Here is a 25260-nt window from a genome sequence, read left to right on the forward strand (position 1 = left end):
AACAATTTTAGCGATCAGCAGTGCCTATTTGCGAATGTTCAACACGCCCTAATAACAATACATTGAGATTTTCATTCAATATAATAATTTTAAATAAATAACGGAGTAAGATATGAGAGAACGTTACGCAAGTGGAATTTCAGACGATACCGCAAAAAAAATGATTGATTTGCTAAATGCAAACCTAGCAAACGTGATTGATCTAACCCTAGATGGTAAGCAATGTCATTGGAACTTACAAGGTACTGGTTTCATCGGTGTGCATCAGTTGTTAGACGAAACATCAGATCGTATCCTTGAAGTATCGGATACTATTGCTGAGCGTATTGTGATTTTGGGCGGTCAACCAAATGGCTTAGCAAGTCGTGTGGTAAAAGAGTCTATTCTAGATGATTACCCAACTGACATTACTGAAGTAGATCAACATGTACGCGAGCTAACTGGTCGCTACAAAAAAGTAGCAGAGGCATTAAGAGAAGCTATTGCTACTGCTGGTGATGCTGGCGATGAAGATACCGCTGACCTATTCACTGAAGCTAGTCGCATCATCGATAAAGATGCTTGGTTCATCGGTGCAAATGCGCCAAAGAAATAAGTATCCGTGAATTAATGGGTATTTTAGACCCATAATTACGAATAAAAAAGCCGTCATTATTGACGGCTTTTTTGTGTCTTACACAATGAATGACGTATCGAATATTTAACAATCTACCTGCTGTCAATGAATCCGTCTACTGTATTCTCTTTTATTGACTTGCTGTATAGATCAAACATCTTCTAATTTCAGAATATCAGCATTTGGAGCCGATAGTGTCAAAATTGCCTCTTGGAATACAGGGTTGCCTCGGAACAAGTTTTCAATTTCCTCAAACTTTTGAGCGACATGTTTTTCTTTCTGATTGCCTGCGATATCCACTGCGGCGACCATAAAGATCTTTTTAGGACCAACCCACTCTAGGTGTAGATAGGACACACTATCGATATCTGGATGATTGAGTAGTTCGCTCAAGACGTATTCGTGCATACGGTCAGTGACTCTATACCCCACCAAAAAATCACGGTTACGGCTAATCAAAAATATGGCGACCACTCCCAGTAGTATGCCCACGATGATAGAACCGAGCGCATCCCAGTATGCCTCACCAGTATAAGCATGCATCCCCATCGCAGCCGCCGCAATCACCAAACCAATGACGGCTGCTAAATCCTCAAAAAATACGCCACGTAAAGTCGGATTGGAGGTATCCACCACATAGCCAAGCGCACTCACATCCAATGCTTCGCCATGCTTTTTACTCTGTCTATAAGCCTGAACCAGCGAAAACCCCTCAAGCACAAAGGCGACTGCTAAAACGATAAAAGCAATCGTATAATTGGTCTCAGATTCAGTAGCGTTCCACTCCTTAATACCCGTATAGATAGAGACAATCGAGCCTGCCGTAAATACACCGAATGCAGCAATCATCGACCAGACGTATGACTCTTTGCCGTATCCTAGCGGATGGCTTTTATCAGCAGGTTTGATCGCCTTTTTTTCTGCCACAATCAGCAGCGTGCCATTGCCAGCATCTGCCCACGAATGCGCCGCTTCAGCAATCATGGAAGCAGATCCTGTCAAAAAGGCAGCCACGGTTTTTGCAATCGCAATAATGATATTGGCCCCAACAGCAATCAATACTGTAATGAGTGATCCCGAGTGCTCATCATTGGTCTCAGGGCTCTGATTTAGGACATGCTCTAACTCGGAATCATTTGGGGTTTGCAGACTGCTAGCACCGCGCGCACGAGGCGACTGCGCTTTAGAGGAGGCGGACAAATGGCGTTGGGGATTAGCAACCGATGGTTTTAAACTCATGCTAGACTCACTGAAATGACATCTTGGTAAAATATATTCATAGTAGATGAATGGCTTGAAACAGGTATCAGCTTAAAGCAAGCGTAGCAAAATATCAGTGTCTTTTTAGTGAGTCGCTGTAGCGTATATAGGCCGTTATATCATCAACATCTGATAACCAGATCTAGTGACCCTATTTGGCAATATCTTCAGGCTCGCCAAAATTTTGATTCAAGCTTTCAATATCACAACTGGGACGATGTGCGCTTTCCATACGCAGTTTTTTTCGCTCTATCGCTGCATCTGCTCGGCATTGCTGTAATTTATTTTTGATGACAAGCGGAGGGACAGGAGTTGGCTTGCCATTATCATCGATAGCAACCATTGTAAAATAGCAGCTATTGGTATGGCGCACGGTACGAGCACGCACATCTTCTGCCTCAACACGAATGCCAATCTCCATTGAGGTATTTCCCACATGATTGACACTGGCTGCAAAGGTTACTAATTCGCCCACATAAATAGGCTCACGAAACATAACTTGGTCCACGGACAATGTCACGACATAGCTACCACTATAACGACTGGCACAAGCGTAAGCGACCTGATCGAGCATCTTTAGCAAATCACCGCCATGGACATTACCGATAAAATTTGCCATATCAGGCGTCATCAATATCGACATATATAGTTCATGATTCAATGGGGCTTTTTTGGCAGTCGAGCTGGTATTGTATTGCGGCATAACGTTCCTTAAATGGTTTGACACTTATTTGTTGTGCCTACCATTTATACAGTAGGACACCAAATAGCGCAAACAGCCCTATGTCTCTAATCGGTCTAGGTTATGTAAATTAGAGCTATATAGGGCCAGCTTTTATGAATAAGGGCGATCTTGGTTAGCTCAACCAATGAAATCGATAAGCCAGCCAAGCGACAATCGCGCTGACTGACCCCGTCAAAACCCCGCCCCATACAAAGTCAACGAGCGCGGTATCGAGTGTAAAACCTTTGTACAGTGCCAGATTGGTAAAGTCATATGTACCGTAGGCCATTAGACCAATCAAACCACCAAGTAAGAAAATATGACCAACTGATGCACCTGCTTTGATTTGTGGATATAGAATCAATATGCAGAGTGCCAAGATATAAAACATATAAAAGATACCAGCTGCCATCATGTTAGGCTCATCCGCCAATAGATGACCGATGCGCGACTCATAAAAGGCGCCTTTCATGGTCGTCAGCCAGACAGCATCGACACCCAAAAAGATAACCACCGCGGCGAGATAAATAAAAACATAACCCATGATAATACCCCTTATAAAATGAATAGAAACGGATAAAATTTATAATGTCAGTCGTGGTTGGATAAAGTCTAAAAATGCCAGAATACGCGAAGATACGGCACTGTTTTTGTAATAGACCGCCTGTATGGATTCGCGATTGTTTGGTCTGACTATCGCCTCAGGAAAAGCCATATCTGTATCACCTAGCTTATACTGTCGCTGTGTCTGCCATATCTGCATCATGAAAGGCCGTCTCATCGTTCGAAACCGTTTCGTTTTTTAAGACCGCACTTGGCAAATCGGAAAAATGCAGCGTGTCGATATTGTTAGGCTTCACCGCAGTGACTTGAACCACACCGATGGTACGCTCCAAGAACCCCCCTTCGCAGTAACAGAAATAAAACTCCCATAGGCGGATAAAGGCATCGTCATAGCCAAGCGCTTGAATATCTGCACGCTGTGCCATAAACGCAGCACGCCAATCACGCAGCGTATATGCATAATCAAAGCCATAATCGTGTAATTGCTTGATGACCATGTCCGTCTGCTCAGTAAACTGTGTCGTCAGCTCTTGGTTTGAAAGCAGACAACCACCTGGGAAAATATGCGTTTGGATAAAATCGACCGAATCGATATAGTCTTGATAATTCTGATCATTAAAAGTGATGGCCTGCAATACCATAAGACCCGTCGGTTTTAGCAAGCTATTACACTTGGCAAAGAATGTTGGTAAATACTCATGTCCCACCGCCTCAATCATCTCGATACTGACCAGTTTGTCGTACTCTCCCGTCAGCTCACGATAGTCTTGCTTAAGAAGCGTGATCTTATCAGACAATCCTGCCGCTTCGACTCGTCTCTGTGCCTCATCATATTGCGCATCAGAGATAGTCGTGGTGGTCACATGGCAGCCATAATGAGTAGCTGCATAGATAGCGAATCCGCCCCACCCTGTACCAATTTCAATCACACGATCGTCAGCACTGAGCTGTAAACGTTGGCAGATTAGCGACAGCTTGTGCTGCTGAGCATCGCTAAGCGTCACATCAGGCGTCAGATATACGGCTGACGAGTACATCATCGTATCATCCAAAAAACGCTGATACATATCATTGCCCAAGTCATAATGCGCTAGGATATTGGATTTAGAACCAGATTTGTCATTACCACGTAGCTGATGCTTTGCTTTCTCAAATGCTTTACTAACGCCCGCAAAACGGTTTTCTACTTTATTAAGCACTTCCAAGTTACGCGCCGCCAAACGGATCAGGCCCGTCAAATCATCCGTGTCCCATTCGCCATCGATATAACTGTCTGCCAAAGCGATAGAGCCACCAAGCAGCAGTTGACGATAAACCGCACTATCATGAATCTCTAACGTGACGTTTAGAGAATGTCGACCTACTGCTGAACTACTTGCTACCTGAGGAGCGACTTTGCCAAAGCTAGTTGTCTTTGCTGTTTGCTCACCAAAGGTCTCAATCAAAGTAAGACTGCCAAACTGGATGTGCTGTAATGCACGAAATATCAGTTTACGAGCAATATGATTCACGCCGTCACTTACTGGTTGTAGTACGGCACTTTCGTTAACCACTCTACTCATTCGAGCAGTTAATTTCTCTAATTTTGTCACTGGTGCTCGGTCGGTCGGTCGTACTGACATCGTATGGTTGTCCTTGTCTAGGTTCTTTTATTTTGAAATTGACTATATAAAATGTTTTGCTGGTTTTTGTATTTCTAGATTATCAATCGTTTAAAGTTTCGCTTTTTAAAGAGGCAGATGTTTTCTGATTACTATCGGCTAGCTTTTCATCATAATTGATATAAGGCACCTTTTTGATCGCATAGAGTTTAAAGGCTTGCCCATAAATACGCGCTAACGAGGTCATGTTCATCAGTGGGTTTTTTCGTAAGCTATTGCGAACGGAGGTTTCTGTCAGCGGCACCCCTGATATCTTTATACCCGTTTTTAGGACCTCCCCACGCTCATCACTGATATCAATAGCGATACGAACTTGCAAGCCTGTGCTTGACTGCTTATCTGCCGTATGTTGTTGTGTACGTTTCACCGTCACCTGCCAGTGGTATAGCTGATCGATAGGATTAAAAGGTGACACATGAAAGTCTTTATCATGACAAAACTCAGTCTCCTCTCCTTCTAACAAAAACCCATAGTAATGACGCTTATCCCAAGGTGTATTGGATACTTCAGCCAATAAGTGCGTCGGCGTCTGCTGCTCATCAAACCCTAGGTAAAAATTGACTGGGCTAAAATACATACCTGCATTACGGCATACGAGTAATCCCAACATATCTCCTGTAGGACTGCTACCTGCATGTTTGATAAATGCTTGGCTCAAACGCTGCTTTAGCGCTTGATTAGACGGTAGGTCATTATCAATATCTTCGTTGCTATTTATGCTCTCATTGTCACTTATGTTCTCATTGTCATTTAGGCTTTCATTGCTACTTAGGCTATTGAAACCCTCTAGATAATCATTAGGGCAAAATTGTTGTAGCGCCTTTGTCTTGGCTGAAAATAAAGGCAATCTTTTTGCCAATAACTTCTTTGGTAATATCTTGCTCAGGTATGACGCGCCTAAAGCTTTATGGTCACCCAAAGCTGCCGTGTCTACCTCTGGCAGTGCCTGTCCTGCCGCCAATGCACTGATATTGATGCCCCAATAGCGATACGGATAAACAAAATTATTCACACTAGGAAGCAACCGGCTATGCCATGTCGTGCCCTCAAGCAATTGATGCGCTGATGCAGTTGTCTTGCAGGGCGATTCATGCCTTGGCATAGCATTAGTAGGTTTGGTGGACACGGTCATAGATACTCTCTTCGGTAACGGCACATGATGATAGAACAATTTGCAATATTTCTTACAAAGCTATTTGACGTTACGGCGAGCAAATAAACCACGTTTTTTATTTTGGTAACTATCATGATCCTCACTCTGTAAGCGCTCAGCATACTCAACCAGCTCCTGATTGGTGGTCGCAGTGTTAATCTGACGCTTATCAAGGGTGCGTGCCTTTGTGTCAGCCTTTACTGGCAAGTCTTTATAACGAAACGGCGTATGTGCACTATCCGCAGCAGGCAAATGCGCTGGATCAACCTCGTCTTTTATATCGATATCATGGCCTAGCGCTTGACAAACACGTAGACCGCTGCGTACGCCATCTTCATGAAAGCCATTAAACCAATATGCTCCGCAAAAATGCGTATGCAACCCAGCACCAGAGATACTTGACCATTTGGTTTGCGCCTCAATCATTTTTAGATCGAACACTGGATGGCTATAATCAATGCTTTTGACGATTTGCTGATCATCTATCTCATGATTCAATGTGACCAAATAATTATGCTTCTTGGTCAGACGTTGCAAGATATTCATATGATACGTTAGCACGGGTTTTGCAGGTCGTTGTGTATTTACGCCAGCTTGATTCTTGTCTGTCACATTGCCTGAAGTCTTTCTATCAATAAGGTAGTTCCAGCTTGCCCATGCCAGTGGCTTCTTGGGTAAGACGCTCGTATCGGTATGCAATATCACCGTGTTTTCGGTGAAGCGGAAGTGACTCAGCACCTCAGTTTCAGTGGTACTGGCATCTGTTAGAATTTTCAGTGCAGTGTCTGCATGACAGGCAAAAACAACCTCGTCAAATACAAGGTTCTCGCTGTTGTTAGCATCACCTTTGTTCTGAACCGTCAACAGCACTTGCTCACCATCACGCGTCACAGACTGTACTGGACTATTGACTCGCACTTTGCCACCTGCTTTGATAAAGCGTGGAATCAGTTTGTTAACGTATTGTTTTGAGCCGCCTTTAATCGTGAACCACTGCGGACGATTGACCACATCGAGTAAGCCATGATTGTCAAAAAATTGCGCAAAAAACACCAGTGGGAAATCTTGCACTTCATCCAGACTGGTTGACCAAATGGCAGATACCATGGGCAGTAGATAGTTATCAGTAAACAGCTGACCATAGTTTTGTTGAGCCAAGTAATTACCTAGCGTCTGCTCAGTAAATCCGCTAATGTCTTGCCCCGCAGCACGCGCACTATCATACTCTTGACGGAGCTGCTTGATGTGCTTATTAAACTGCAAGATATCTTTGATAAACTGCCAGAACTTTGGATTGAGTACGTTTTTGCGCTGCGATAATAAGGTGTTGAGCGTATGCCCATTGTATTCAAAACGACGTGCGGTATTTTTGACCGAAAAGCTCATATCCGTCGCCTGAAATGGCACTTGCAGATCGTGGAGCAAACGGAAGAAATTGGGATAAGTACGCTCATTAAAAACAATAAAACCGGTGTCTATGGCGCTGCTCTCTACGTTACTAGTCTTTGCTTTTTTGCCGTCCTGTAGTGCCACATCAATGGTATTTACATGCCCGCCTATATAATCATTGGCCTCAAAAACGGTCACCTCATGTTGCGCGCCTAAGTAATGCGCACAAGTCAGTCCTGACACACCCGAACCAATAATAGCGATACGTTTTTGCGCTGACTGAGAGTCAGAATTTTTTGCATGATTGCTCTTATCAGTATTTTGATTGTCAGTTTTTTGACTAATTGCACGCTTGAAACGAGTAAACGGCATAAAGGCATTCCCTTCTATATTTTTGCTGTTTTTATCGTGGATGATCTGCTTATCAGTAAGTTATTTCTTATTGAGTTTCTCACTCACTTGCTGCCAGACTAAATCAGGTAGTGTGCCCAATGCTTTTAGTGGCATCGTTAGTTTTTTGGGAAACTCGATGACCTCGTGCCCGCTTTCTATGCCATCACGGATGGCTTGACTGGCCTGCTTTGGCGTCTGGATAAACGGCATAGGGAAATCATTCTGTTTGGTCATTGGCGTTTCAACAAAACCCGGTACGACCAAGCTCACCGACACATCGTGTGGTGCGAGGCTAATCTGTAATGTTTTCATCAGATAATGGATAGCAGCTTTTGAGCTACCATAAGCTTCAGCACGGGCAAACGGCACGTAAGCAGACGCTGAACCGATACCGACTAGGCGACCTTTAGACGCAATGAGCTTTGGCAATACGCCTTCGATGGCATGAGACAACGTACCCATATTGACTGACATCACCTTCATAAATACTTCACTATCGAAGTTTGGCATATCTAAATACTCACACATGCCAGCACCGCAAATCGCCAAATCAATGGTGTCGACCTTTTCAAAAGCTTCAATAACTTTATCCCGATCCATCAGGTCCAAATCAATCGTCTCTGCGCCGAGCGATTTTAGCTCAGCCAGCGCCTCGTCATCACGGCCGACAGCATACACGGTATGGTCCTCAAGTAGATAATCCTTGGTCAATTGATTGCCAATACCAGAGGTCGCACCAGTAATGAGAATATGTAGTTTTTTAGTAGCGTCTGTCATCGTGAATATCCTTTTTAAATGTTCTTATAATATGAAAAGCGTATCGCTCAACAAAGAGCTGAATAGAGCTGTCTTTAAATTCGGATGCAAGCTTTCATCTGAGCGTATTTGTGCTCTGTTATATGGCTTGTTTTTATTAACCTATACGCCATCTTATTTAACAAACCTAAATAGTTATAGTGGTCGGCTATAGGTTTATTGTTGTGTCTTCGCAATTGCCACAACAAAAGCATCTTATCTTTACTGTGGTCTTCATATTTATACAGTGAGTCATGCTGCAAGACAGTCCGCAATGTTTTGTTATCGGGGTAATAAGACAGCGCTATATCAGCATGCTACAATATTAAAATAGCCGCGCAGACATGGATGAGCGTCTCATTTATGATCGAATTGTGGCTATCTTCACGATAAGATAAGGCGATTATCTAAACTGCCTGATATCTTGTCCTGATAGTGATAAAAGCGTTATATAATTAATATCGATTTTTACCAATCCCACTCCCATATAAAAAGGATCTCTCATGAGCGAGTTGCAACTGTCTGACCGCGTCAATAGCATCAAACCCTCTCCTACGCTAGCGATTACCAATAAAGCAAAAGAACTAAAAGCAGCTGGCAAAGACATTATCGGTTTGGGCGCAGGCGAACCTGATTTTGATACCCCTGACCACATCAAAAAAGCAGCAATCGATGCCATCAATAATGGCTTCACCAAATACACCGCTGTTGATGGTACGCCAGAGCTAAAAACCGCCATCATAGAGAAATTCAAGCGCGACAATGACATCAGCTACGAGCCAAACGAAATCCTAGTATCGGTCGGTGGTAAGCAGTCATTCTTTAACCTAGCCCAAGCGTTTATCAATCCTGGCGACGAAGTCATCATCCCAGCACCATACTGGGTGAGCTATCCTGATATGGTTATCATCGCAGAAGGCGTACCAGTCATCGTAAAATGCCCCGCTGAGCAAGATTTCAAAATCACCGCTGAGCAGCTAGAAGACGCCATCACTGAAAAAACCAAACTGTTGGTATTGAATAGCCCTTCTAACCCAACAGGTATGATTTATACGTTGGACGAGCTAAAAGCCATCGCTGAAGTATTGAAAAAGCATCCACACGTGTATGTGGCATCAGACGACATGTACGAGCACATCCGCTGGACGGGTGATAAGTTCTACAATATCCTCAATGCCGCGCCTGAGCTAAAAGACCGTGCCATTATCCTAAACGGTGTGTCTAAAGCTTATGCGATGACAGGCTGGCGTATTGGCTACGCTGGCGGCCCTGCCAAGCTCATCGGCGCCATGAAAAAAGTACAGTCACAGTCTACTTCATGCCCAACCTCCATCAGCCAAGTCGCTGCAGAAGCAGCCATCAGTGGCGATCAGAGCGTACTTGAGCCAATGGTAGCGGCATTTGAGAAGCGCTGCGACCTAGTCGTTAATGGTCTAAACGCCATCAAAGGGATCACTTGCTTGCGCCCTGACGGTGCGTTCTACGTGTATCCTGAAATCAAGCCTCTCATTAAAGCCGCTGGCCTATCATCATGTACTGAGTTTTCAGCATGGTTACTAGAAAAAGTCGGTGTCGCAGTCGTACCTGGTGATGCTTTCGGTCTTGGTGGCTATATGCGTATCTCTTACGCGACTGATGAAGCCACATTGCAAGATGCCTTGTCACGTATCGAAAAAGCCGTTGCTGACTTGGACGTTGCCGAATAAGTCACAAAGCATCGTTAGCCTTACAAGTGCTTTAACAAAAAAGACGCCGCATAGTTTCTATGCGGCGTCTTTTTTATGGTTGTTTTTGCTATTTATCCGTAAAAGCCCTCTCTCTCATCATTAAAATGATATTTTTTACGAATTATGAAAAAAACGCTTGACGTATTTTTTATCTTTGCTAGAATACGCCCCACTTAGCAAGAACTCGTTAGAGACTTCTAAGGCTCGTTGTAAGCGATTAGTTACTTACAACCTATTCTCCAATAGCTCAGTTGGTAGAGCAACGGACTGTTAATCCGTGTGTCCCTGGTTCGAGCCCAGGTTGGAGAGCCACATTTTAGTAGTAAACCTTTTGAGTCACTATAGATTCAATTATGGCATTTGCCAAAACCCCCATCAGTTTGATGGGGGTTTTTTTATGGCTTAGATTTGAAAGCAACTCTGCACTTACTCTACTGTCTTAATTAGCTTGGCAGCATAGGCAGCCAAACAACCAAGGCCAAAAGCGTCACTAATAACACAGGAGGGGTAATCAGCAGGCCTATTCTTATATATTGTCCCCAACTGATTTTGTAGTTTTTTTCTGCCAGTACATGCAACCATAATAACGTCGCAAGACTGCCAATCGGTGTAAACTTGGGTCCCAAATCATTACCGATCACATTGGCATAAATCATCAGTTCTCGCGTCGCAGCGGACACTTGCGCCTGATCAATCGCGAGCGCGCCGACCAAAGTCGCTGGCATATTATTCATAATAGACGAGACAATGGCAGATAAAAACCCAGTCCCTACTGTGGCAATGACTGCGCCCTGTCCTCCTAGCCAGTTAAGCACGCGCGCACCATAGGCAGTAAGACCTGCATTGCCCAAACCATACACCACCAAATACATACCAATTGAAAACAGGACGATTTGCCAAGGGGCTTTGCGTACGACATCACTGACAGAAATAACCGCGCCGCGTCCGCCTTGCCACAAGCGCCCAGCGATGACCATCAGTACCAGAGCCGCCGCACCTGTGACGAGTGAAATAGGCAACCCTAGCGGCTCGGTCGCAAAATAAGCAACCAATAGCAAGCCTAACAATGGAAAAGCGGCGCGAAAGACCAATGGATCGGTAATAGCGGATGCAGGGGCACTTAGATTATCGACTGGATAATGCTTGGGGATATGACGGGCATACACCATCCACAACACCAGTAGCGTCGCCACAACAGACACGATATTCACGGGCACCATAACTGCCGCATAACGCCCAAAACCAATATCAAAATAATTGGCGCTAACGATATTGACTAAGTTTGAGGTAACCAATGGCAGACTTGCTGTATCAGCGATAAAACCCGTCGCAATGATAAAAGCTAAAGCGGAAGGTGGTGCAAAATTAAGGCGCAGCAAGATCGCAATCACAATGGGCGTCAGTAATAGCGCCGCCCCATCATTGGCAAAAAAGGCAGAAATAAACGCACCCAATATAACAATCATCGGAAACAGCAGTCGCCCTTGCCCATTGCCAAGGCGTGCCACATGCAGCGCTGCCCAACCAAAAAATCCTGCTCTATCCAAGATAAGTGAGATGATGATCAGCGCTACAAAAGTAAAGGTCGCATCCCAAACAATATCCCACACGATACCGACATCTGATAGCTGCACGACGCCAAGCGCTAACGCGACCAAGGCGCCGCCCATCGCACTCCAACCGATACCCAACCCTTTCGGTTGCCAGATGACCAGCACCAGAGTGACAACAAAAATAGCGAACGCAAGCATGGCACAGCCTTACTTAGATAATAATATTAATGTGATTGTATTAACGTGACGGTCTTAGCGTAACCGTATCAAAGCGACTTTTGATTGACGCGGTTCGATAGTTCTTCAGCGCTCTCGACGCGCTCTGAATAGCGATCGGTAAGATACGCTGAGCGCCCGCGTGTGAGCCAAGTAAATTTCACCAACTCTTCGCAGACATCGACTAGGCGCAGATATAACGGAGACATATCCATGCGATTGTTATCGTTAAATTCTAAAAAGGCTTTGGGTATAGAGGACTGATTAGGGATAGTGATCATCCGCATCCAACGTCCAAGAATACGCATCTGATTGACCGTATTAAAGCTTTGACTGCCGCCACTGACTTGCATTAGTGCTAAGGTTTTACCCTGAGTCGGACGCACGCCACCCAAAGACAGCGGAATCCAATCGATTTGCGCTTTCATGATACTGGTGATACTGCCATGGCGCTCTGGACTCACCCAAAGCATCCCTTCTGACCACTGCGCCAACTCTCGTAGCTCTTGCACTTTTGGATGATCTGAATCTACATCGTCAGGCAGGGGCAAGCCTGATGGGTCAAACATCCGCACCTCACAACCATACCAGCGTAACAGTCGGCTCGACTCTTCTGCGACCAATCTAGAGAATGAGCGCGCGCGGACAGAGCCGTACAACACCAATATTTTGGGCGCATGACGTGGGTCATTGGGCGCGATTAACGACTCAATATTGATTGGTTGAATATTGTCGACATCGATATTGGGTAAATCGTCAAAGCTAGAATTTGCTGAAGCAGTAGACTCCATTATTGATGCTGGTTCGGCCTTAGTGTTTGCCATGATAAATGACCTCTCCATCTTCTTTTGTGAAGCTACTGACAGGGTTTGCTAGCAGTTCAAACACGCGCTCTGAAGGACGACATAAGGCCGCACCTTTATCAGTCACCACGATCGGACGATTGATCAAAATAGGATGCGCGATCATGGCATCGATGATGTGATCATCAGAGAGCTCAGGATTGTCTAGGCCAAGCTCATCATTAATCGCCTCTTTGCTTCTTAGCAACCCTCTTGGAGAGATTTGCATTTGGGCTAATAACTCAACTAAGCGTGCTCGTGTTGGTGGAGTTTTTAGATATTCCACCACTTCTGGCGTCTCCCCTGACGTTTTCATAATGGCAAGTGTGTTGCGAGAGGTTCCACAATTAGGGTTATGAAAAATTAAAGGTTTCATCGTCATCTTACCTATTTTATAAGTATGTTTATTGAATCGATTATTGGATTAAGGATTATCTTGCTCAGCAGATTCACTTACCCTGCAGCCACTTAAACTGTCGATGAGTGAGGCACACAATTCTGGATGTCCTGCGCAGCAGTCTTGTAATAAAAATTGAATGACGCTGTCCATATGTGAGAGCGATGCCCGATAGATAATTTGTCGGCTCTGTCGCTGTGAGACCACCCACCCTGCTCGTGCCAGCACCGCTAGATGCGCTGACATGGTATTGTGCGGCACACCGAGCTGACGGGCTATTTCACCCGCAGGGAGACCGTCAGGCTCGTGGCTTACTAGCAACCTAAACGCCTTTAAACGAGTATCTTGAGAGAGTGCAGCAAAGCTTGCAATAGCAGTAGTTATTTCCATATGTCCAATAATATAGACATATGGAAATAATTCAATGATTTTTGGATGAAATTTTTTCTTTTGGAAGTATCAAAGAACACTCACCATCGTTCAATGAACCAAACTACTTCTAACACTAATAGCTATTGTTCTTGGGAGTAACACTGGATAAATTGATTGTATTTATAGTTACAGCTTATGGGTTATAACAAGCGCGGTATTACCTAACGCTATAACTTATCGCTGCTTTGATCGGTTGTATACTCGACCAGCATGAATCAAGCTGATCAGCTTGATCAGTGGCTTTATAAGTAGCTGTGCACTACCAAGAATAAATAGCCACGTCCCATCTGTGGTGAGCGACTCTTTTAAAAAGAAAGAGCTACCAATCAAAAACCAAATAGCGATAAGTAAGTCATTTACTGCGCCCAACGCATCGTAACGTCGCTGTATCACAATATGATCTTTTCCAATATCAACATCTAGCTTTTTACTATCACTCAAAATGCATCCCTTATATATCTATATTTATTAGGCAAACAGATATATCAGGCTGCAAATGCCGCTGTCAACAGAAGGCGCTGTAAGGCGTACGAGAATAAAACATTCAAGCCTGTGACAATGGTCTATTGACGATTTTTAGATCACTTTGCCCTTACATTTTCACTGCTGATAGTATCAACAAATAAGAACACCTGATTCGAACTAACATTATTTTGGCATGCTTGCCTACAACATATCGAAAAAATATACAGACACAAAAAAACCTCAAACAACCTAATGTTTGAGGCGAAACTTGCTTAAACCCAAAGGTTTAAATTCGTTTTAAATATGGCGCAGCGGACGGGACTCGAACCCGCGACCCCCGGCGTGACAGGCCGGTATTCTAACCAACTGAACTACCGCTGCTTAGGTCGTTTAGCTTTTTTTGCCACAAGCTAGTAAGTGGTGGGTGATGACGGATTCGAACCGCCGACATTCTGCGTGTAAGGCAGACGCTCTACCAACTGAGCTAATCACCCTGAGAACCGTTAAAAAATTGCACTGCAATTTTAGGTTCGCAAGAGAAAATTCCTTAAAGGGAATTTTCTGAAGCTTTTAAAGCAATCAAGCTTTTCAACTTCTAAAGCTATCATCAGCTGTCACACTCGATGTTAACTTAACCAGCTAGGCTTGTTTTGTTTAGCCCCTTGCTGTGGGTGTGTATTATATAGATTTACGCTTGGCTGTCAAACTCTATTTGACACTTTTTTCAAAAAAATTCACATTTATATCGAAATTTTTAGCAAGCATATGTTTTTATTGATTTTATATTTTTATAAAAAATTCATTTCTTTGAGTCTCATACTCACGCATCAGTGAGAGCTTGCTCAATATCATTCTTGAGTGCTTCTGGCTTGGTTGTGGGTGCATAACGCTCAAGCACTTGCCCATCGCTACCTATCAAAAACTTAGTAAAGTTCCATTTGATACCATCTGTTAGCACCCCGCCCTTTTTGCTCTTTAAGCCATTTATAGATAGGATGGGCATCTGAGCCATTGACTTCGGTCTTTGCCATCATAGGAAAGCTGACGCCGTAGTTTTTTTGACAAAACGCGCCGATCTCATCATTGCTACCGGGATCTTGAGCACCAAATTGATTACAAGGAAAGCCGATAACGACTAGCCCTTGATCTTTGTATTGTTGATATAAGGATTCTAACCCTTCAAACTGCGGCGTAAAACCACACTTACTTGCCGTATTGACGATTAATAACACCTTATCTTGATAATCTGAAAACGCTTGTAAGCCACCATCCATATGCTCAGCGCTAAAATCATAGATCGTACTCATCATTTATCCTTAAATTATTGAGGTTTATATCATTTTACATAGATATTTAGAACTTTTGCATACTTATTCATATGAGTAAAAGGGAGGCACTCTGCACTTCCCTCTCACCCTTATAATACCATTTACTTACTTCTCAGATTTATCCAAATCAATTGACACTGAGTTGATGCAGTAGCGCATACCTGTTGTCTCTCGTGGTCCATCAGGAAATACATGACCCAAATGTGCACCGCAGTTGCTACAGGTCACTTCGATACGCGTCATGCCCAATGAGTTATCGACATGCTCATCTATCGCGCTGTTATCGACCCCTTGGTCAAAACTTGGCCAACCGCAGCCTGCATCAAACTTGTTGCTGGAGTCAAACAAACTGGCACCGCAGCCTTTGCAGCGATAAACCCCATCATCAGTCGCATCGTTATAGACGCCAGTAAACGGACGCTCCGTGCCTTTTTCGCGCATGACACGGTACTCTTCAGCACTCAAACGCTCTTTCCAATCGGCTTCGGTTAGCTGGCTGATTTCTTCTTTACTTAGTTGATTGTCTTGCATCATTCACCCTTATTTAATTATTTATTATCGCTATTTTATCGCCATACGATTATGAAAACGATGTGCTATATGTGAAGGTTGGCGACTCACTATTCAAGGCTTCAATAAAAAGAGTGTAACTATTATCAGGTGCTTTGTAGCCCTCTACAAAACATTCAACGAATAAAATAGGGTCAGTTCTATTGAGCTGATAACGAATGGATAGTGGTTTTATTATCATTAACGCAAATGAGAACATGAGCTTAGGAATGTGTCTAATAACAAAATCCCAGTTTGCAAGTATATCTTGCAATAAATAAAATTTATTTCAAACCCTTGCAATATAATTATCAATGCAATAATATCTTGCATTAGACACTAATAACATTTGTCTTGTAGCTAATCTGCTGTAAATACACTGATCGATAAAGGCTCGAAAATGATGTCTGATGGCAATAGTAAAAGCACCCAAGCGCAGCGACTGGCACAGCTGCGACGTCAAAAAGGATTCACAGCTGAGCAGCTGGCACAAGCCATGACAGCCGCTGGGGCAAAGGTCAGTCGCGGTGCTATCTCTAACTGGGAGCGCGGCACCAATGGTATCGTCTCATCGAAGCTGCCGACGCTTGCTCGTATTTTAGGCTGCAGTGAAGGCTACCTATTACGCGGCGATCTCAAAGACGAGGTAAGTGATATAGGTGCAGCAGCATCCATAGATCACAGTGCGCACCAAGATAGAGAGTCGCCTACCGATTCACTATCAAACAGCCAAATAAAAATTCAAGCAGCTGAAGCGATGACACTTGATAGTACCAATAACAACTCACACACCAATTCAATAAGCGATCATGCTATGAATACCATCAAAAAATCCGATAAATTACAAAACGTTTGCTATGACATCCGTGGCCCCCTCCTCCAAACTGCCAACAAAATAGAAGCGGAAGGTAAGCGCATATTAAAGCTAAATGTAGGTAACCCAGCACCGTTTGGCTTAGCAGCGCCTCATGAAATCTTGCGTGACGTGGCGATGAATTTATCTGAAGCAACGGGTTACTCAGACTCACAAGGGATTTTTTCAGCACGCAAAGCCATTTTGCAGTATTACCAGTCCAAAGGTCTCTTATCCGCCGTTGATGTGCGTGATGTGTATTTGGGTAATGGTGTCTCTGAGCTTATTGTCATGACCATGCAAGCATTGATGAACGATGGTGATGAAGTGCTGATCCCAATGCCAGACTATCCACTTTGGACAGCTGCTGCCAATCTCGCTGGTGGCACCGCTGTGCATTATCGCTGCAATGAAGCGGACAATTGGCATCCTGATATTGAAGACATCAAGTCTAAAATCACCAGCAAAACGAAAGGCATTGTGGTGATCAATCCCAATAACCCGACAGGCGCTCTTTATAGCGACGAGCTACTCAAGCAAATCATCGAAGTTGCTAAAGAGTACAATCTAATCATCATGGCCGATGAGATTTATGATCGTATTCTCTATGATGACAATGTGCATACACCTATGAGTACGTTGACTGATGAGGTACTGGTACTCTCATACAATGGCTTATCAAAGTCACACCGTATCGCTGGATTTCGCTCAGGCTGGATGATGGTATCAGGACGCAAGCAACATGCCGCAGATTTTATTGAAGGCTTGGACATGCTGGCCTCTATGCGCCTTTGCTCGAATGTTCAAGGGCAGTACGCCATTCAGACAGCGATGGGTGGCTATCAGAGTATGCAAGACTTAACGTCTGAAACAGGGCGCTTATATAAGCAGCGCGAGATGGCAGTCTCACGACTGAATGCAATAAAAGGTATTTCTTGCACCATGCCACAAGGGGCATTTTATTGCTTTCCAAAAATAGACCCAGAGATATACCCGATCGAAGACGATATGGCATTTATGATGGATTTACTCATTGAAGAGAATGTGTTGATGGTACAAGGCACAGGATTTAACTGGGATAAACCCGATCATTTTCGCTTGGTATTCTTACCAAACTTGCAAGACTTAGAAAATGCGATGGATAGATTGGATAGATTTTTTGCCAAAAAGCGTCAGCAGTTTGGCACAGATTAAGGTTTAATCTGTTGAATAAAAAACGCTTATTGGCATCAAGCCAATAAGCGTTTTTTTTGAGCTGACAACCTGATGCTATGCCACTACTTATCTTTTGATTAAAAGATATTTTTTAATACGATATAGCTGATCGCTGAGAGTCCAGCAGCCACTGGTAAGGTGATAACCCAAGCCAAACCAATTGGCTTCATAAGCCCCCAGTTGGTGTCTCTGTTGACGATACCAATACCCAGCACTGCCCCAACCAATGTATGGGTACTCGATACAGGCAGACCCAGTGTCGATGCACCCATAACAACCGCAGCCGCAGCCAGCTCCGCTGAGAAGCCTGAAGCAGGATGCATTTTTGCAAGGTTGGTACCAACAGTTTGGATCACTTCTTTACCGATAAACCAAAGGCCAACAATCAACGCCACACCAAAGGTGAGCATCACTGCTGGTGGCACCGCAGCTTGAGAGGCAATCTCATTGGTACGAATGACATCCATAATCGCAGCGAAAGGACCGACCGCATTGGCAATATCATTTGAGCCATGACTAAACGCAAACGCTGAGGCGGTAAAGACCTGCATCCAGCTGAACATAATAAACGTCGCTTTGGTCAAATCCTCTTTATGCTTACCGCGAATACTCTTGGTATAAATAAAGGTCGCAAGCCAAACAAGGGCGGCGATCATACCCATGATCAAGAAACCTTGCAGTGTGGTCAGGTTACTGTTGACGTTTTTAAGCCCTTTAAACACGACCAATGAGGTCATGACGGCGCCGCCTAATGCCGCAATAATCGGCACCCATTGCTTAAGCGCTTTTAGCGTATCTAAATTGGTACGCTCATTTTCAATCTTATAAAGCTCTTTGTAGTAATCGGTCTCTAAATCTGCCACAACGCAATCGTCGTCTTTGTAGATCTCTTGGTCACGTAGCATCGCTGACGTATAAGCCAACTGCTCTGACTCTGTCAGCCCACCCAAAAACTCTTTGTGGTTTTGCTTTAATACTTTTTTACTGGCTTTTAGCTTACCAATATGAGCCTCTGTTCTATCATTATATTCGATGATATTTTTCTTGATTTGACCGTACAAGATGTACGCCAATATGCCGCCTAATAAAGGTGACAATACCCAAGAAATAGCGATCGTCCCAATAGTACCCCAGTCAACGGTAGAAAATGCCGTGGCACTACCGCCCAAATCAAACCCAAGAACGATAGAACTACCAACGACGCCACCAATAATCGAGTGGGTGGTCGATACGGGTAAACCTTTACGAGTCGCAAAGAGCAGCCAAAATGCTGCTGCCACTAGGGCTGAGAGCATGACATAAATAAACTGATTGGGTGAGACTGATAGACCATCTAAGTCAACAATCCCTTTTCGAATGGTATCCGTCACCTCACCACCTGCCAAGACGGCGCCAGAGACTTCAAATATTGCGGCCACACCAAGCGCTTGAGGGATAGTCAAAGTCCCTGCACCCACTGAAGTACCAAAAGAATTGGCGACATCGTTACCACCGATGTTGAATGCCATAAAGACACCAAACGCCGTCGCTACAATAAATAGCGCCGTTTGCTGACGCAGTGTGTAATCCAAACCCCACCACAAAAAGTAGATGGTCATCGCAATCAATAAAATGGCAAAAAATAAATTTACTTTCATAGAGCCGACTGATTGGGTTGGCTCTGTAGAACTGTTGCTAATACCCATACGTTGATACGTCCTGCGTAAGCTGATTGAAATTATATGCGATTAGTAACATTGCACCGCGATACATAGAAGTTTTGATACCACACACCAAAACAACATGACATCACTGCGCAACGTGCTTTGTAAATAATGAACTCAGTGCAATAGAATGTTGACGTGTTTTTGCTGCCGTACTTTGCAACCACTCACCGCTATTTGATATCTCATTCAGACAACTGATATATTCTCTACTAAAGATACATCAATTTGCATATCACAAAGCCGCAAGATATATTGCCAAATCATTTGATTACGGTCATCTGATTACAGCAGCTTGCGGCTTATAGTTCGGTGATGTTACGGTTTTTACCCACATCTGGTACGGCAATGTCTGTTAACTATCTGCATAACTCATAAGATAGTGCGTTATTTGCGTATCTTATGCCAAAGTAGAGAGCATTGTGGGCCTATTATATTAAATATGATCACATAATGCATAATGATATTGCAAGATTTGTAACCGTGAGCGTATACGCCGATTTCATTCTTTATCGATGACAGCTCATCTTACCTGCGTTTTGCTCAGCCAAGTGGGTAAAGTCGAGGTTTTGAAGTATTGAGATAACCTCTGAACAGGGGATATCTTCCACTGGCTATTTGCTATCCGAGGCGGCTAACAGCTGCTGTATGGCATGATCTAACACAGCCAAACGCGCTTGACGCTTCTCATTAGTCGCCACAATACACCATGGTGCTGCTTTTGTATCGGTGCGTGCCAGCATATCAGCGGCCGACTGAACGTAGTCTGACCATTTGTCACGGTTGCGCCAATCATCTTCAGTCAGTTTGAATTGCTTGTGCGGTGTGTCTTTACGAGCTTCAAAACGCTTGAGTTGCTCTTTTTTATCAATCGCCAACCAGTATTTAATGACCAACGTTCCAGCTGTTGTTAAGTCGGATTCGAAACGGTTGATTTCATCATACGCGCGTTGCCATTCTTCATCGGTCGCAAACCCCTCAACACGCTCAACCAATACTCTGCCATACCAAGTCCGATCAAAGATGGCAATACGGCTAACACGGTTGGTTTGTTCATTGGGCAGTTTGGTCCAAAACCGCCATAAATAAGGGTGCTGGTTTTCATATTGCATCGGCGCGCCGATATTATAAATCTGATACTCACGGGGATCGAGCGCTGCCACCAATCTTTTGATCGATCCGCCCTTGCCAGCCGCATCCATGCCCTCAAATGCAAAGACGACATGGCGACCTTGACGCGCTCGTAACAGCTCAGCGAGGCGCGCTTGTTTCTCTGCCAACGCTTTATTGTAGTCGGATTTACTTATCTTTGAGCTCTCGATATGGGTCAGCTGTTTGGGGATCTTTGCTGGTACAAATGGCGCCTGTTCTGCTTTTGCTGTCGAGTTTCGCGTTTTAGACTTTGATGGTTTTGCTACGGGCTTCATCTGACTTGGACGACTACTGGTCAGCGCGGTTTGCATTGCTTGTAAGACTTCGTGACAAAAATTATCTGCTGCGGTCGATTTGTCATCACCGTCAATGATGATCCAGTCTTCTTGCTGGCGCAGTAATGTCACTGCCACCTCATTGAATTTTTCGACAACTTTTTTATGGTTCCAGTCAATTTGATACAAAAACTGTGGATCTGCCTCATCATCTTGTAGGCGCTCGTGCAGCGTCTCGATATCGACATGGAACCAACATTTAAGCAATCTGGTGTGGTTGGCGATCAGGTCTTGCTCAAAGACTTTGAGCTCACGTAACTGCTGTTCTAAATATGCTTGCCATGTCGCCATGACCGATGTGCTTGTCTCAGCATTCTTATTATCCTTGCTCGATGCACTGTCTTCACCCTCCGATGTTGCCAGTCGCATCACATTATAGAGTAAGTCAGCATACCAATTGCCAAAATACACCATCACATCACCATGACGCGGCATCGCACTGGTATGCGTTTGCCAAATAGGCTGGTAATCTAATGGAGAATGGCCCGCCGTTGCTTCAACCTTGAGCAGCCTTGGGTCAACCCACTGTCTTAATTGCTTGACAGCCGTTCCCTTACCTGCCTGCTCCATACCATTGACCAGTACCAATAGCCCCGTTGGTTTATTGAGCGTTGGTGGCGTTTGTTGCCGTGTGGCTCGCAGTGCGTATTGTGCCGTAACCAACGCAAGCCTAAGGGCGTCCTTATCCATCGAAAACTGACTTAAGGGGTTTGGCGTTAGACGTTGCTCGATGACTTGCTCACTAAATTGTGCACTCACCGCTTGTAGTGCCGCAGGTTCAGTAGTATCATTTTTTTTGGACATGAGTGGACTCCCTCTTATTTTTATCATATGGCAGTAGGATGATACGTGGCCATTAAAAAACGTTAAGCTCTAGACACGCTAAGCTCTCTTAGCTGGCTGTTTTTTTGACAAAGGCGATTTATTCATTATTAAAAATTTATCTCTTTGATTTGCAAACCACTTAATCATAGCACCACGCCCATCGAGTAAATAATATTGCTATGTAACAGTTTGACATTTGTATTCTTATTTATTTTCTTTTATGGTGAAGACCTTTTTTCACGCTTACCCAATAGATCATCGAAATTTATTATATGTTTTAATGCGTTGATGAATTCTCGCTACTTTATACTCAACTCAAAAATACTCAATTCAAAAAGATATTTATTTTTATAGGATTTACCGCCATGACCGCCTTAGTCGATTTACAGCAACATCTGACCCGTTTTTGGGCGTTGCCGCATCATCAAGATGAGGCTTTAAACACTAAGCTCAAAGCCGTACAATCATGGCAACAGGCACGTCTTCAGCGCACTCACCGTGCGTTATTTGAACAACCCAAAAACCAGTTAATGGCAGATTATTTTTTGACGCAACTATATGGAGGGGAAGAGTTCAAGCTGTTGGCAGAACAGCTGGCTCGCATCTTACCAAAAGCTAAGAAGTTAGAACGTTTTGCAAAAGAATCTGCGCTAGACGCCGGTAGCATGGGGATCCAAGCGGCGATTTTTGCGATTGAGCTGGACTTGCATTTGGCGCAGTGGCTACTGGATAACGACTTGCCAGTCAATGAAGATACGATGCTCACAGCCTACCGCGCTGTCAATGAAGAAAACGAGCGCCGTCTACAGATAGCCAACCTAAAAGACGTCTGTTATCGCACTGACAAACACCTAAATTCATTTATGCTCAAACAAGCGTTTTCCCTAGCAAAAGGCACTGCCTACCGTCACGGCTATCAACCGCTTTATGACTTTATCGACACAGGCTTTAAAGCCATGAAACCGCTCAGCAGTGTCAGCAGCTTTATTGAACCGTTTTGCACACGTGAGCTATCCATTATTGATCAGGTCCACAATAACGATAATGACGGTAAGCCAGTAGCGTTTGATGTATCATAGTTTGATGTAGCAGCCTATAACCGCGCCAAAAAGACAATCATAACAACAAATCCTAGGATAATGTGATGACCGACACGCCAAATAGCCCCCATACTGACTTGCAAGACAAGCTGGTAAAAGACAGTATCACTCATGATCAAAAAATCAGTGCAAAAGTATTGAGTACGCAGACATCATCGCTCAATAAAGCCAGCAGCCAACCTGCTGACAATAACAATGATTTTACCAACGTCCAAGACCTACCAACCGGAACGCCGCAAGGCCAGCAAACCACTATGCCAAATAACGAAAACACCGCTCATACCAGCAGCGCAGCACAGACATCAGCACAAAGACAAGCCCTCTTCAATCAGCGTGATGATATCAATAACCCACATACGCCTGAGACCGATGGTAACGAGCAAACGCATTTTGGTTATAAAACCGTCAATAAAGCCGAAAAACAAGCCCGTGTGGCTGATGTATTCACCTCTGTCGCCAAAAAATACGACATTATGAATGACTTGATGTCATTTGGTATTCATCGCCTATGGAAGCGCTACGCCATTAGCCTATCAGGCGTTCGTGCGGGTCAACATGTACTAGATATTGCTGGTGGTACTGGCGATTTGGCCAAAGTATTCAGCCGTGAAGTCGGTAGAAACGGTCACGTTGTGTTGTCTGATATCAACGCTGCCATGCTAGAAGTGGGCCGTGAACGTCTGATCAATGCTGGCTGTAACAATGTTGATTTTGTACTTGCGAACGCTGAGACGTTGGCGCCTTTTGATGATGAGAGCTTTGACTTGGTGACCATTAGCTTTGGTTTGCGTAATGTCACAGACAAAGACGCAGCGCTAAAAGCCATGTACCGCGTCCTAAAACCAGGCGGTCGCTTATTGATTTTGGAATTCTCAAAACCTGTGTTTGAGCCGCTATCTAAAGCCTACGACTTGTATTCATTCACAGCGCTGCCGATGATGGGCAAGCTGATTGCCAACGATTCTGAAAGCTATCAATACTTGGCGGAATCAATCCGTATGCACCCTGATCAGCAAACACTCAAACAGATGATGCAACAAGCTGGCTTTGAGAATTGTGATTATCACAACTTGACTGCGGGCATTGTCGCTATACACCGCGGCTTTAAAGCATAACGTACCACTAGCAACGCCATATTGAATCCAATACCCTACGCGCCAACTCAAAGGCGCTTACTGACTGATGCGAGAGCCTTATGCTGACTGTTTTATTACTGGCTGGTGCCGAAAAGCTGATTAACATTGCCATTGCAAGTGACGAGATCACCAAAGCCGGTCTAGCCCCACTTGCGGGCAAAGTATTGCGTCTCAATATGGCCATGCCTGACATTGATTTGGACGTGCTATTCACTCATGAGCGTTTGCGTTTTGAACCAGTGATGACAGAAAGCGTATTTGAGCCAAGCGGGGAGATGAATGAGCGTCAAAAAGCCAGTATGGAGCGTGCCCGTCTGGGTCATAGCCGTCCAGACTGCACCATCACTGTCGACAATCCAGCGCAGCTACTTAATCTGATGCGCGGCACTGAGGGTAACTTACCAATCGAGGGCGATTATAAAGTGCTGATGCAACTAAAACAGTTGGTGGCTGGTTTTGACCCTGATTTGGCAGGCCAACTTGAGCCACTGATTGGCAAACCAATGGCGAGTCAATTGCATCTGCTCATCTCTCAGCTTAAAGGAAGCTGGCGCAACAATGCCAAACGTGCTTTTGACGATGTCAGTGATTGGGCCAATGACGTAGCAGGTAATGGCGCGCCTGATCCTGCTGAGGTCGCTGAAGCCAATGACCTCAAACAGCAGATTCTAAAGTTGCGTGCAGATGTCGAACGCGAGCAAGCCAAGCTTGATGCGATCAAAGCAGAGCAAGCCCATTTCCTTAATAACTCGTTCCATCAGTAGTTTTTTATTGGCAATGTGTTTAATTCACGATGAGTAACTCCTATTGCTGATAGGATTTACTTATCATGAGATACAGCACCTGCCCTATTTTCGTTTTTGTCCAGAGTACCCAA

Annotated in this window: 22 protein-coding genes, 3 tRNA genes and 1 pseudogene; 7 read left to right on the forward strand and 19 right to left on the reverse strand. The window is 44.3% G+C overall.

Translation table 11 applies throughout. From position 1 onward, the window contains the following. Positions 1 to 112: 112 nt before the first annotated feature. A complete protein-coding gene (gene dps / locus L0G63_RS07350; protein WP_301450053.1) occupies positions 113 to 595 on the forward strand; it encodes a DNA starvation/stationary phase protection protein Dps in 483 nt (160 codons plus the stop codon). A 171-nt stretch (positions 596 to 766) separates the two neighbouring features. Here dps and L0G63_RS07355 read toward each other — a convergent pair whose 3' ends face one another. The 8 genes from L0G63_RS07355 to L0G63_RS07390 form a co-directional block, all read right to left on the reverse strand. Further along, positions 767 to 1855 carry a cation diffusion facilitator family transporter gene (locus L0G63_RS07355; RefSeq protein WP_301450054.1) on the reverse strand — a complete coding sequence of 363 codons (1089 nt, stop codon included), beginning with the start codon at positions 1853 to 1855 and terminating at the stop codon, positions 767 to 769. A 172-nt stretch (positions 1856 to 2027) separates the two neighbouring features. Continuing rightward, positions 2028 to 2579: an acyl-CoA thioesterase gene (locus L0G63_RS07360; protein ID WP_071001939.1), complete on the reverse strand. Its 552-nt coding sequence runs from the start codon at positions 2577 to 2579 to the stop codon at positions 2028 to 2030. 154 nt (positions 2580 to 2733) lie between these two features. Continuing rightward, the gene (locus L0G63_RS07365) at positions 2734 to 3144 is read right to left on the reverse strand and encodes a DUF2177 family protein (protein ID WP_071001940.1); all 411 of its coding nucleotides are present in this window, start codon (positions 3142 to 3144) and stop codon (positions 2734 to 2736) included. Positions 3145 to 3183: 39 nt separating this feature from the next. Continuing rightward, positions 3184 to 3315, reverse strand: coding sequence for a hypothetical protein (locus tag L0G63_RS07370; RefSeq protein ID WP_301450055.1), 132 nt, complete (start codon positions 3313 to 3315; stop codon positions 3184 to 3186). Between the two features lie 16 nt (positions 3316 to 3331). Further along, positions 3332 to 4786, reverse strand: a complete 1455-nt coding sequence (locus L0G63_RS07375) for a cyclopropane-fatty-acyl-phospholipid synthase family protein (RefSeq protein ID WP_301450056.1) — start codon at positions 4784 to 4786, stop codon at positions 3332 to 3334. An 82-nt stretch (positions 4787 to 4868) separates the two neighbouring features. Then, positions 4869 to 5957 (reverse strand): DUF1365 domain-containing protein, encoded by a 1089-nt coding sequence (locus L0G63_RS07380; RefSeq protein ID WP_301450057.1) that lies wholly within the window; start codon positions 5955 to 5957, stop codon positions 4869 to 4871. A gap of 60 nt (positions 5958 to 6017) precedes the next feature. Next, positions 6018 to 7739 carry an NAD(P)/FAD-dependent oxidoreductase gene (locus L0G63_RS07385; protein ID WP_301450058.1) on the reverse strand — a complete coding sequence of 574 codons (1722 nt, stop codon included), beginning with the start codon at positions 7737 to 7739 and terminating at the stop codon, positions 6018 to 6020. A 60-nt stretch (positions 7740 to 7799) separates the two neighbouring features. Further along, on the reverse strand, positions 7800 to 8537 hold the full coding sequence (locus L0G63_RS07390) for an SDR family NAD(P)-dependent oxidoreductase (protein ID WP_301450059.1): 738 nt from the start codon (positions 8535 to 8537) through the stop codon (positions 7800 to 7802). 521 nt (positions 8538 to 9058) lie between these two features. Here L0G63_RS07390 and L0G63_RS07395 point away from each other — a divergent pair. Continuing rightward, positions 9059 to 10261, forward strand: a complete 1203-nt coding sequence (locus L0G63_RS07395) for a pyridoxal phosphate-dependent aminotransferase (RefSeq protein ID WP_301450060.1) — start codon at positions 9059 to 9061, stop codon at positions 10259 to 10261. Between the two features lie 257 nt (positions 10262 to 10518). Next, positions 10519 to 10594 (forward strand) — tRNA-Asn (locus tag L0G63_RS07400). A 131-nt stretch (positions 10595 to 10725) separates the two neighbouring features. Here L0G63_RS07400 and L0G63_RS07405 read toward each other — a convergent pair. The 9 genes and pseudogenes from L0G63_RS07405 to msrB form a co-directional block, all read right to left on the reverse strand. Beyond that, positions 10726 to 12033 carry an arsenic transporter gene (locus L0G63_RS07405; RefSeq protein WP_301450061.1) on the reverse strand — a complete coding sequence of 436 codons (1308 nt, stop codon included), beginning with the start codon at positions 12031 to 12033 and terminating at the stop codon, positions 10726 to 10728. A 68-nt stretch (positions 12034 to 12101) separates the two neighbouring features. Next, complete coding sequence (gene arsH, locus L0G63_RS07410; protein ID WP_301450079.1) at positions 12102 to 12842, reverse strand: arsenical resistance protein ArsH; 741 nt, start codon at positions 12840 to 12842, stop codon at positions 12102 to 12104. Positions 12843 to 12861: 19 nt separating this feature from the next. Then, positions 12862 to 13269, reverse strand: coding sequence for an arsenate reductase (glutaredoxin) (gene arsC / locus L0G63_RS07415; RefSeq protein ID WP_301450062.1), 408 nt, complete (start codon positions 13267 to 13269; stop codon positions 12862 to 12864). Positions 13270 to 13317: 48 nt separating this feature from the next. Then, entirely contained in the window at positions 13318 to 13680 is a 363-nt protein-coding gene (locus tag L0G63_RS07420; protein ID WP_301450063.1) for a helix-turn-helix transcriptional regulator, read from the reverse strand. Positions 13681 to 13896: 216 nt separating this feature from the next. Continuing rightward, complete coding sequence (locus tag L0G63_RS07425) at positions 13897 to 14163, reverse strand: YrhK family protein (RefSeq protein WP_301450064.1); 267 nt, start codon at positions 14161 to 14163, stop codon at positions 13897 to 13899. Between the two features lie 328 nt (positions 14164 to 14491). Then, positions 14492 to 14568, reverse strand: a tRNA-Asp gene (locus L0G63_RS07430). Between the two features lie 37 nt (positions 14569 to 14605). Beyond that, positions 14606 to 14681: transfer RNA gene (locus L0G63_RS07435), tRNA-Val, on the reverse strand. 326 nt (positions 14682 to 15007) lie between these two features. Beyond that, positions 15008 to 15494 (reverse strand): annotated as a pseudogene (locus L0G63_RS07440) (glutathione peroxidase). Between the two features lie 126 nt (positions 15495 to 15620). After that, entirely contained in the window at positions 15621 to 16046 is a 426-nt protein-coding gene (gene msrB, locus L0G63_RS07445; protein WP_301450080.1) for a peptide-methionine (R)-S-oxide reductase MsrB, read from the reverse strand. Positions 16047 to 16464: 418 nt separating this feature from the next. Between msrB and L0G63_RS07450 the strand changes: the two genes are divergently transcribed. After that, a complete protein-coding gene (locus tag L0G63_RS07450) occupies positions 16465 to 18111 on the forward strand; it encodes an aminotransferase class I/II-fold pyridoxal phosphate-dependent enzyme (RefSeq protein WP_301450065.1) in 1647 nt (548 codons plus the stop codon). A 98-nt stretch (positions 18112 to 18209) separates the two neighbouring features. Here the strand turns inward: L0G63_RS07450 and L0G63_RS07455 are convergent, their stop codons facing one another. Both L0G63_RS07455 and L0G63_RS07460 read right to left on the reverse strand, forming a co-directional pair. After that, entirely contained in the window at positions 18210 to 19817 is a 1608-nt protein-coding gene (locus L0G63_RS07455) for an inorganic phosphate transporter (protein WP_301450066.1), read from the reverse strand. A 632-nt stretch (positions 19818 to 20449) separates the two neighbouring features. Then, on the reverse strand, positions 20450 to 22126 hold the full coding sequence (locus tag L0G63_RS07460) for an ATPase (RefSeq protein ID WP_301450067.1): 1677 nt from the start codon (positions 22124 to 22126) through the stop codon (positions 20450 to 20452). 386 nt (positions 22127 to 22512) lie between these two features. Here L0G63_RS07460 and L0G63_RS07465 point away from each other — a divergent pair, with 386 nt between their 5' ends. The 3 genes from L0G63_RS07465 to L0G63_RS07475 all read left to right on the forward strand — a co-directional run bounded on the left by L0G63_RS07465 (position 22513) and on the right by L0G63_RS07475 (position 25147). Then, positions 22513 to 23226, forward strand: coding sequence for a hypothetical protein (locus L0G63_RS07465; RefSeq protein ID WP_301450068.1), 714 nt, complete (start codon positions 22513 to 22515; stop codon positions 23224 to 23226). A gap of 65 nt (positions 23227 to 23291) precedes the next feature. Then, positions 23292 to 24362: a bifunctional demethylmenaquinone methyltransferase/2-methoxy-6-polyprenyl-1,4-benzoquinol methylase UbiE gene (gene ubiE, locus L0G63_RS07470; RefSeq protein WP_301450069.1), complete on the forward strand. Its 1071-nt coding sequence runs from the start codon at positions 23292 to 23294 to the stop codon at positions 24360 to 24362. A gap of 80 nt (positions 24363 to 24442) precedes the next feature. Then, the gene (locus L0G63_RS07475) at positions 24443 to 25147 is read left to right on the forward strand and encodes an SCP2 domain-containing protein (RefSeq protein WP_301450070.1); all 705 of its coding nucleotides are present in this window, start codon (positions 24443 to 24445) and stop codon (positions 25145 to 25147) included. The last annotated feature ends 113 nt before the right edge of the window (positions 25148 to 25260 follow it).

This window comes from Psychrobacter sp. (genome assembly GCF_030454045.1).
In the GTDB taxonomy this organism is placed as follows: domain Bacteria; phylum Pseudomonadota; class Gammaproteobacteria; order Pseudomonadales; family Moraxellaceae; genus Psychrobacter.

Bases quoted from the DNA above. Each gene is read 5' to 3' on its own strand.
- L0G63_RS07375 (WP_301450056.1), bottom strand. From the start codon at position 4,786: ATGTCAGTACGACCGACCGACCGAGCACCAGTGACAAAATTAGAGAAA.
- L0G63_RS07370 (WP_301450055.1), bottom strand. From the start codon at position 3,315: ATGGCTTTTCCTGAGGCGATAGTCAGACCAAACAATCGCGAATCCATA.
- dps (WP_301450053.1), top strand. From the start codon at position 113: ATGAGAGAACGTTACGCAAGTGGAATTTCAGACGATACCGCAAAAAAA.
- L0G63_RS07405 (WP_301450061.1), bottom strand. From the start codon at position 12,033: ATGCTTGCGTTCGCTATTTTTGTTGTCACTCTGGTGCTGGTCATCTGG.
- L0G63_RS07460 (WP_301450067.1), bottom strand. From the start codon at position 22,126: ATGTCCAAAAAAAATGATACTACTGAACCTGCGGCACTACAAGCGGTG.
- msrB (WP_301450080.1), bottom strand. From the start codon at position 16,046: ATGCAAGACAATCAACTAAGTAAAGAAGAAATCAGCCAGCTAACCGAA.
- L0G63_RS07475 (WP_301450070.1), top strand. From the start codon at position 24,443: ATGCTGACTGTTTTATTACTGGCTGGTGCCGAAAAGCTGATTAACATT.
- L0G63_RS07450 (WP_301450065.1), top strand. From the start codon at position 16,465: ATGATGTCTGATGGCAATAGTAAAAGCACCCAAGCGCAGCGACTGGCA.
- L0G63_RS07380 (WP_301450057.1), bottom strand. From the start codon at position 5,957: ATGACCGTGTCCACCAAACCTACTAATGCTATGCCAAGGCATGAATCG.
- ubiE (WP_301450069.1), top strand. From the start codon at position 23,292: ATGACCGACACGCCAAATAGCCCCCATACTGACTTGCAAGACAAGCTG.
- L0G63_RS07455 (WP_301450066.1), bottom strand. From the start codon at position 19,817: ATGGGTATTAGCAACAGTTCTACAGAGCCAACCCAATCAGTCGGCTCT.
- L0G63_RS07360 (WP_071001939.1), bottom strand. From the start codon at position 2,579: ATGCCGCAATACAATACCAGCTCGACTGCCAAAAAAGCCCCATTGAAT.
- L0G63_RS07390 (WP_301450059.1), bottom strand. From the start codon at position 8,537: ATGACAGACGCTACTAAAAAACTACATATTCTCATTACTGGTGCGACC.
- arsC (WP_301450062.1), bottom strand. From the start codon at position 13,269: ATGAAACCTTTAATTTTTCATAACCCTAATTGTGGAACCTCTCGCAAC.
- L0G63_RS07365 (WP_071001940.1), bottom strand. From the start codon at position 3,144: ATGGGTTATGTTTTTATTTATCTCGCCGCGGTGGTTATCTTTTTGGGT.
- L0G63_RS07420 (WP_301450063.1), bottom strand. From the start codon at position 13,680: ATGGAAATAACTACTGCTATTGCAAGCTTTGCTGCACTCTCTCAAGAT.
- L0G63_RS07385 (WP_301450058.1), bottom strand. From the start codon at position 7,739: ATGCCGTTTACTCGTTTCAAGCGTGCAATTAGTCAAAAAACTGACAAT.
- arsH (WP_301450079.1), bottom strand. From the start codon at position 12,842: ATGGAGTCTACTGCTTCAGCAAATTCTAGCTTTGACGATTTACCCAAT.
- L0G63_RS07465 (WP_301450068.1), top strand. From the start codon at position 22,513: ATGACCGCCTTAGTCGATTTACAGCAACATCTGACCCGTTTTTGGGCG.
- L0G63_RS07355 (WP_301450054.1), bottom strand. From the start codon at position 1,855: ATGAGTTTAAAACCATCGGTTGCTAATCCCCAACGCCATTTGTCCGCC.
- L0G63_RS07395 (WP_301450060.1), top strand. From the start codon at position 9,059: ATGAGCGAGTTGCAACTGTCTGACCGCGTCAATAGCATCAAACCCTCT.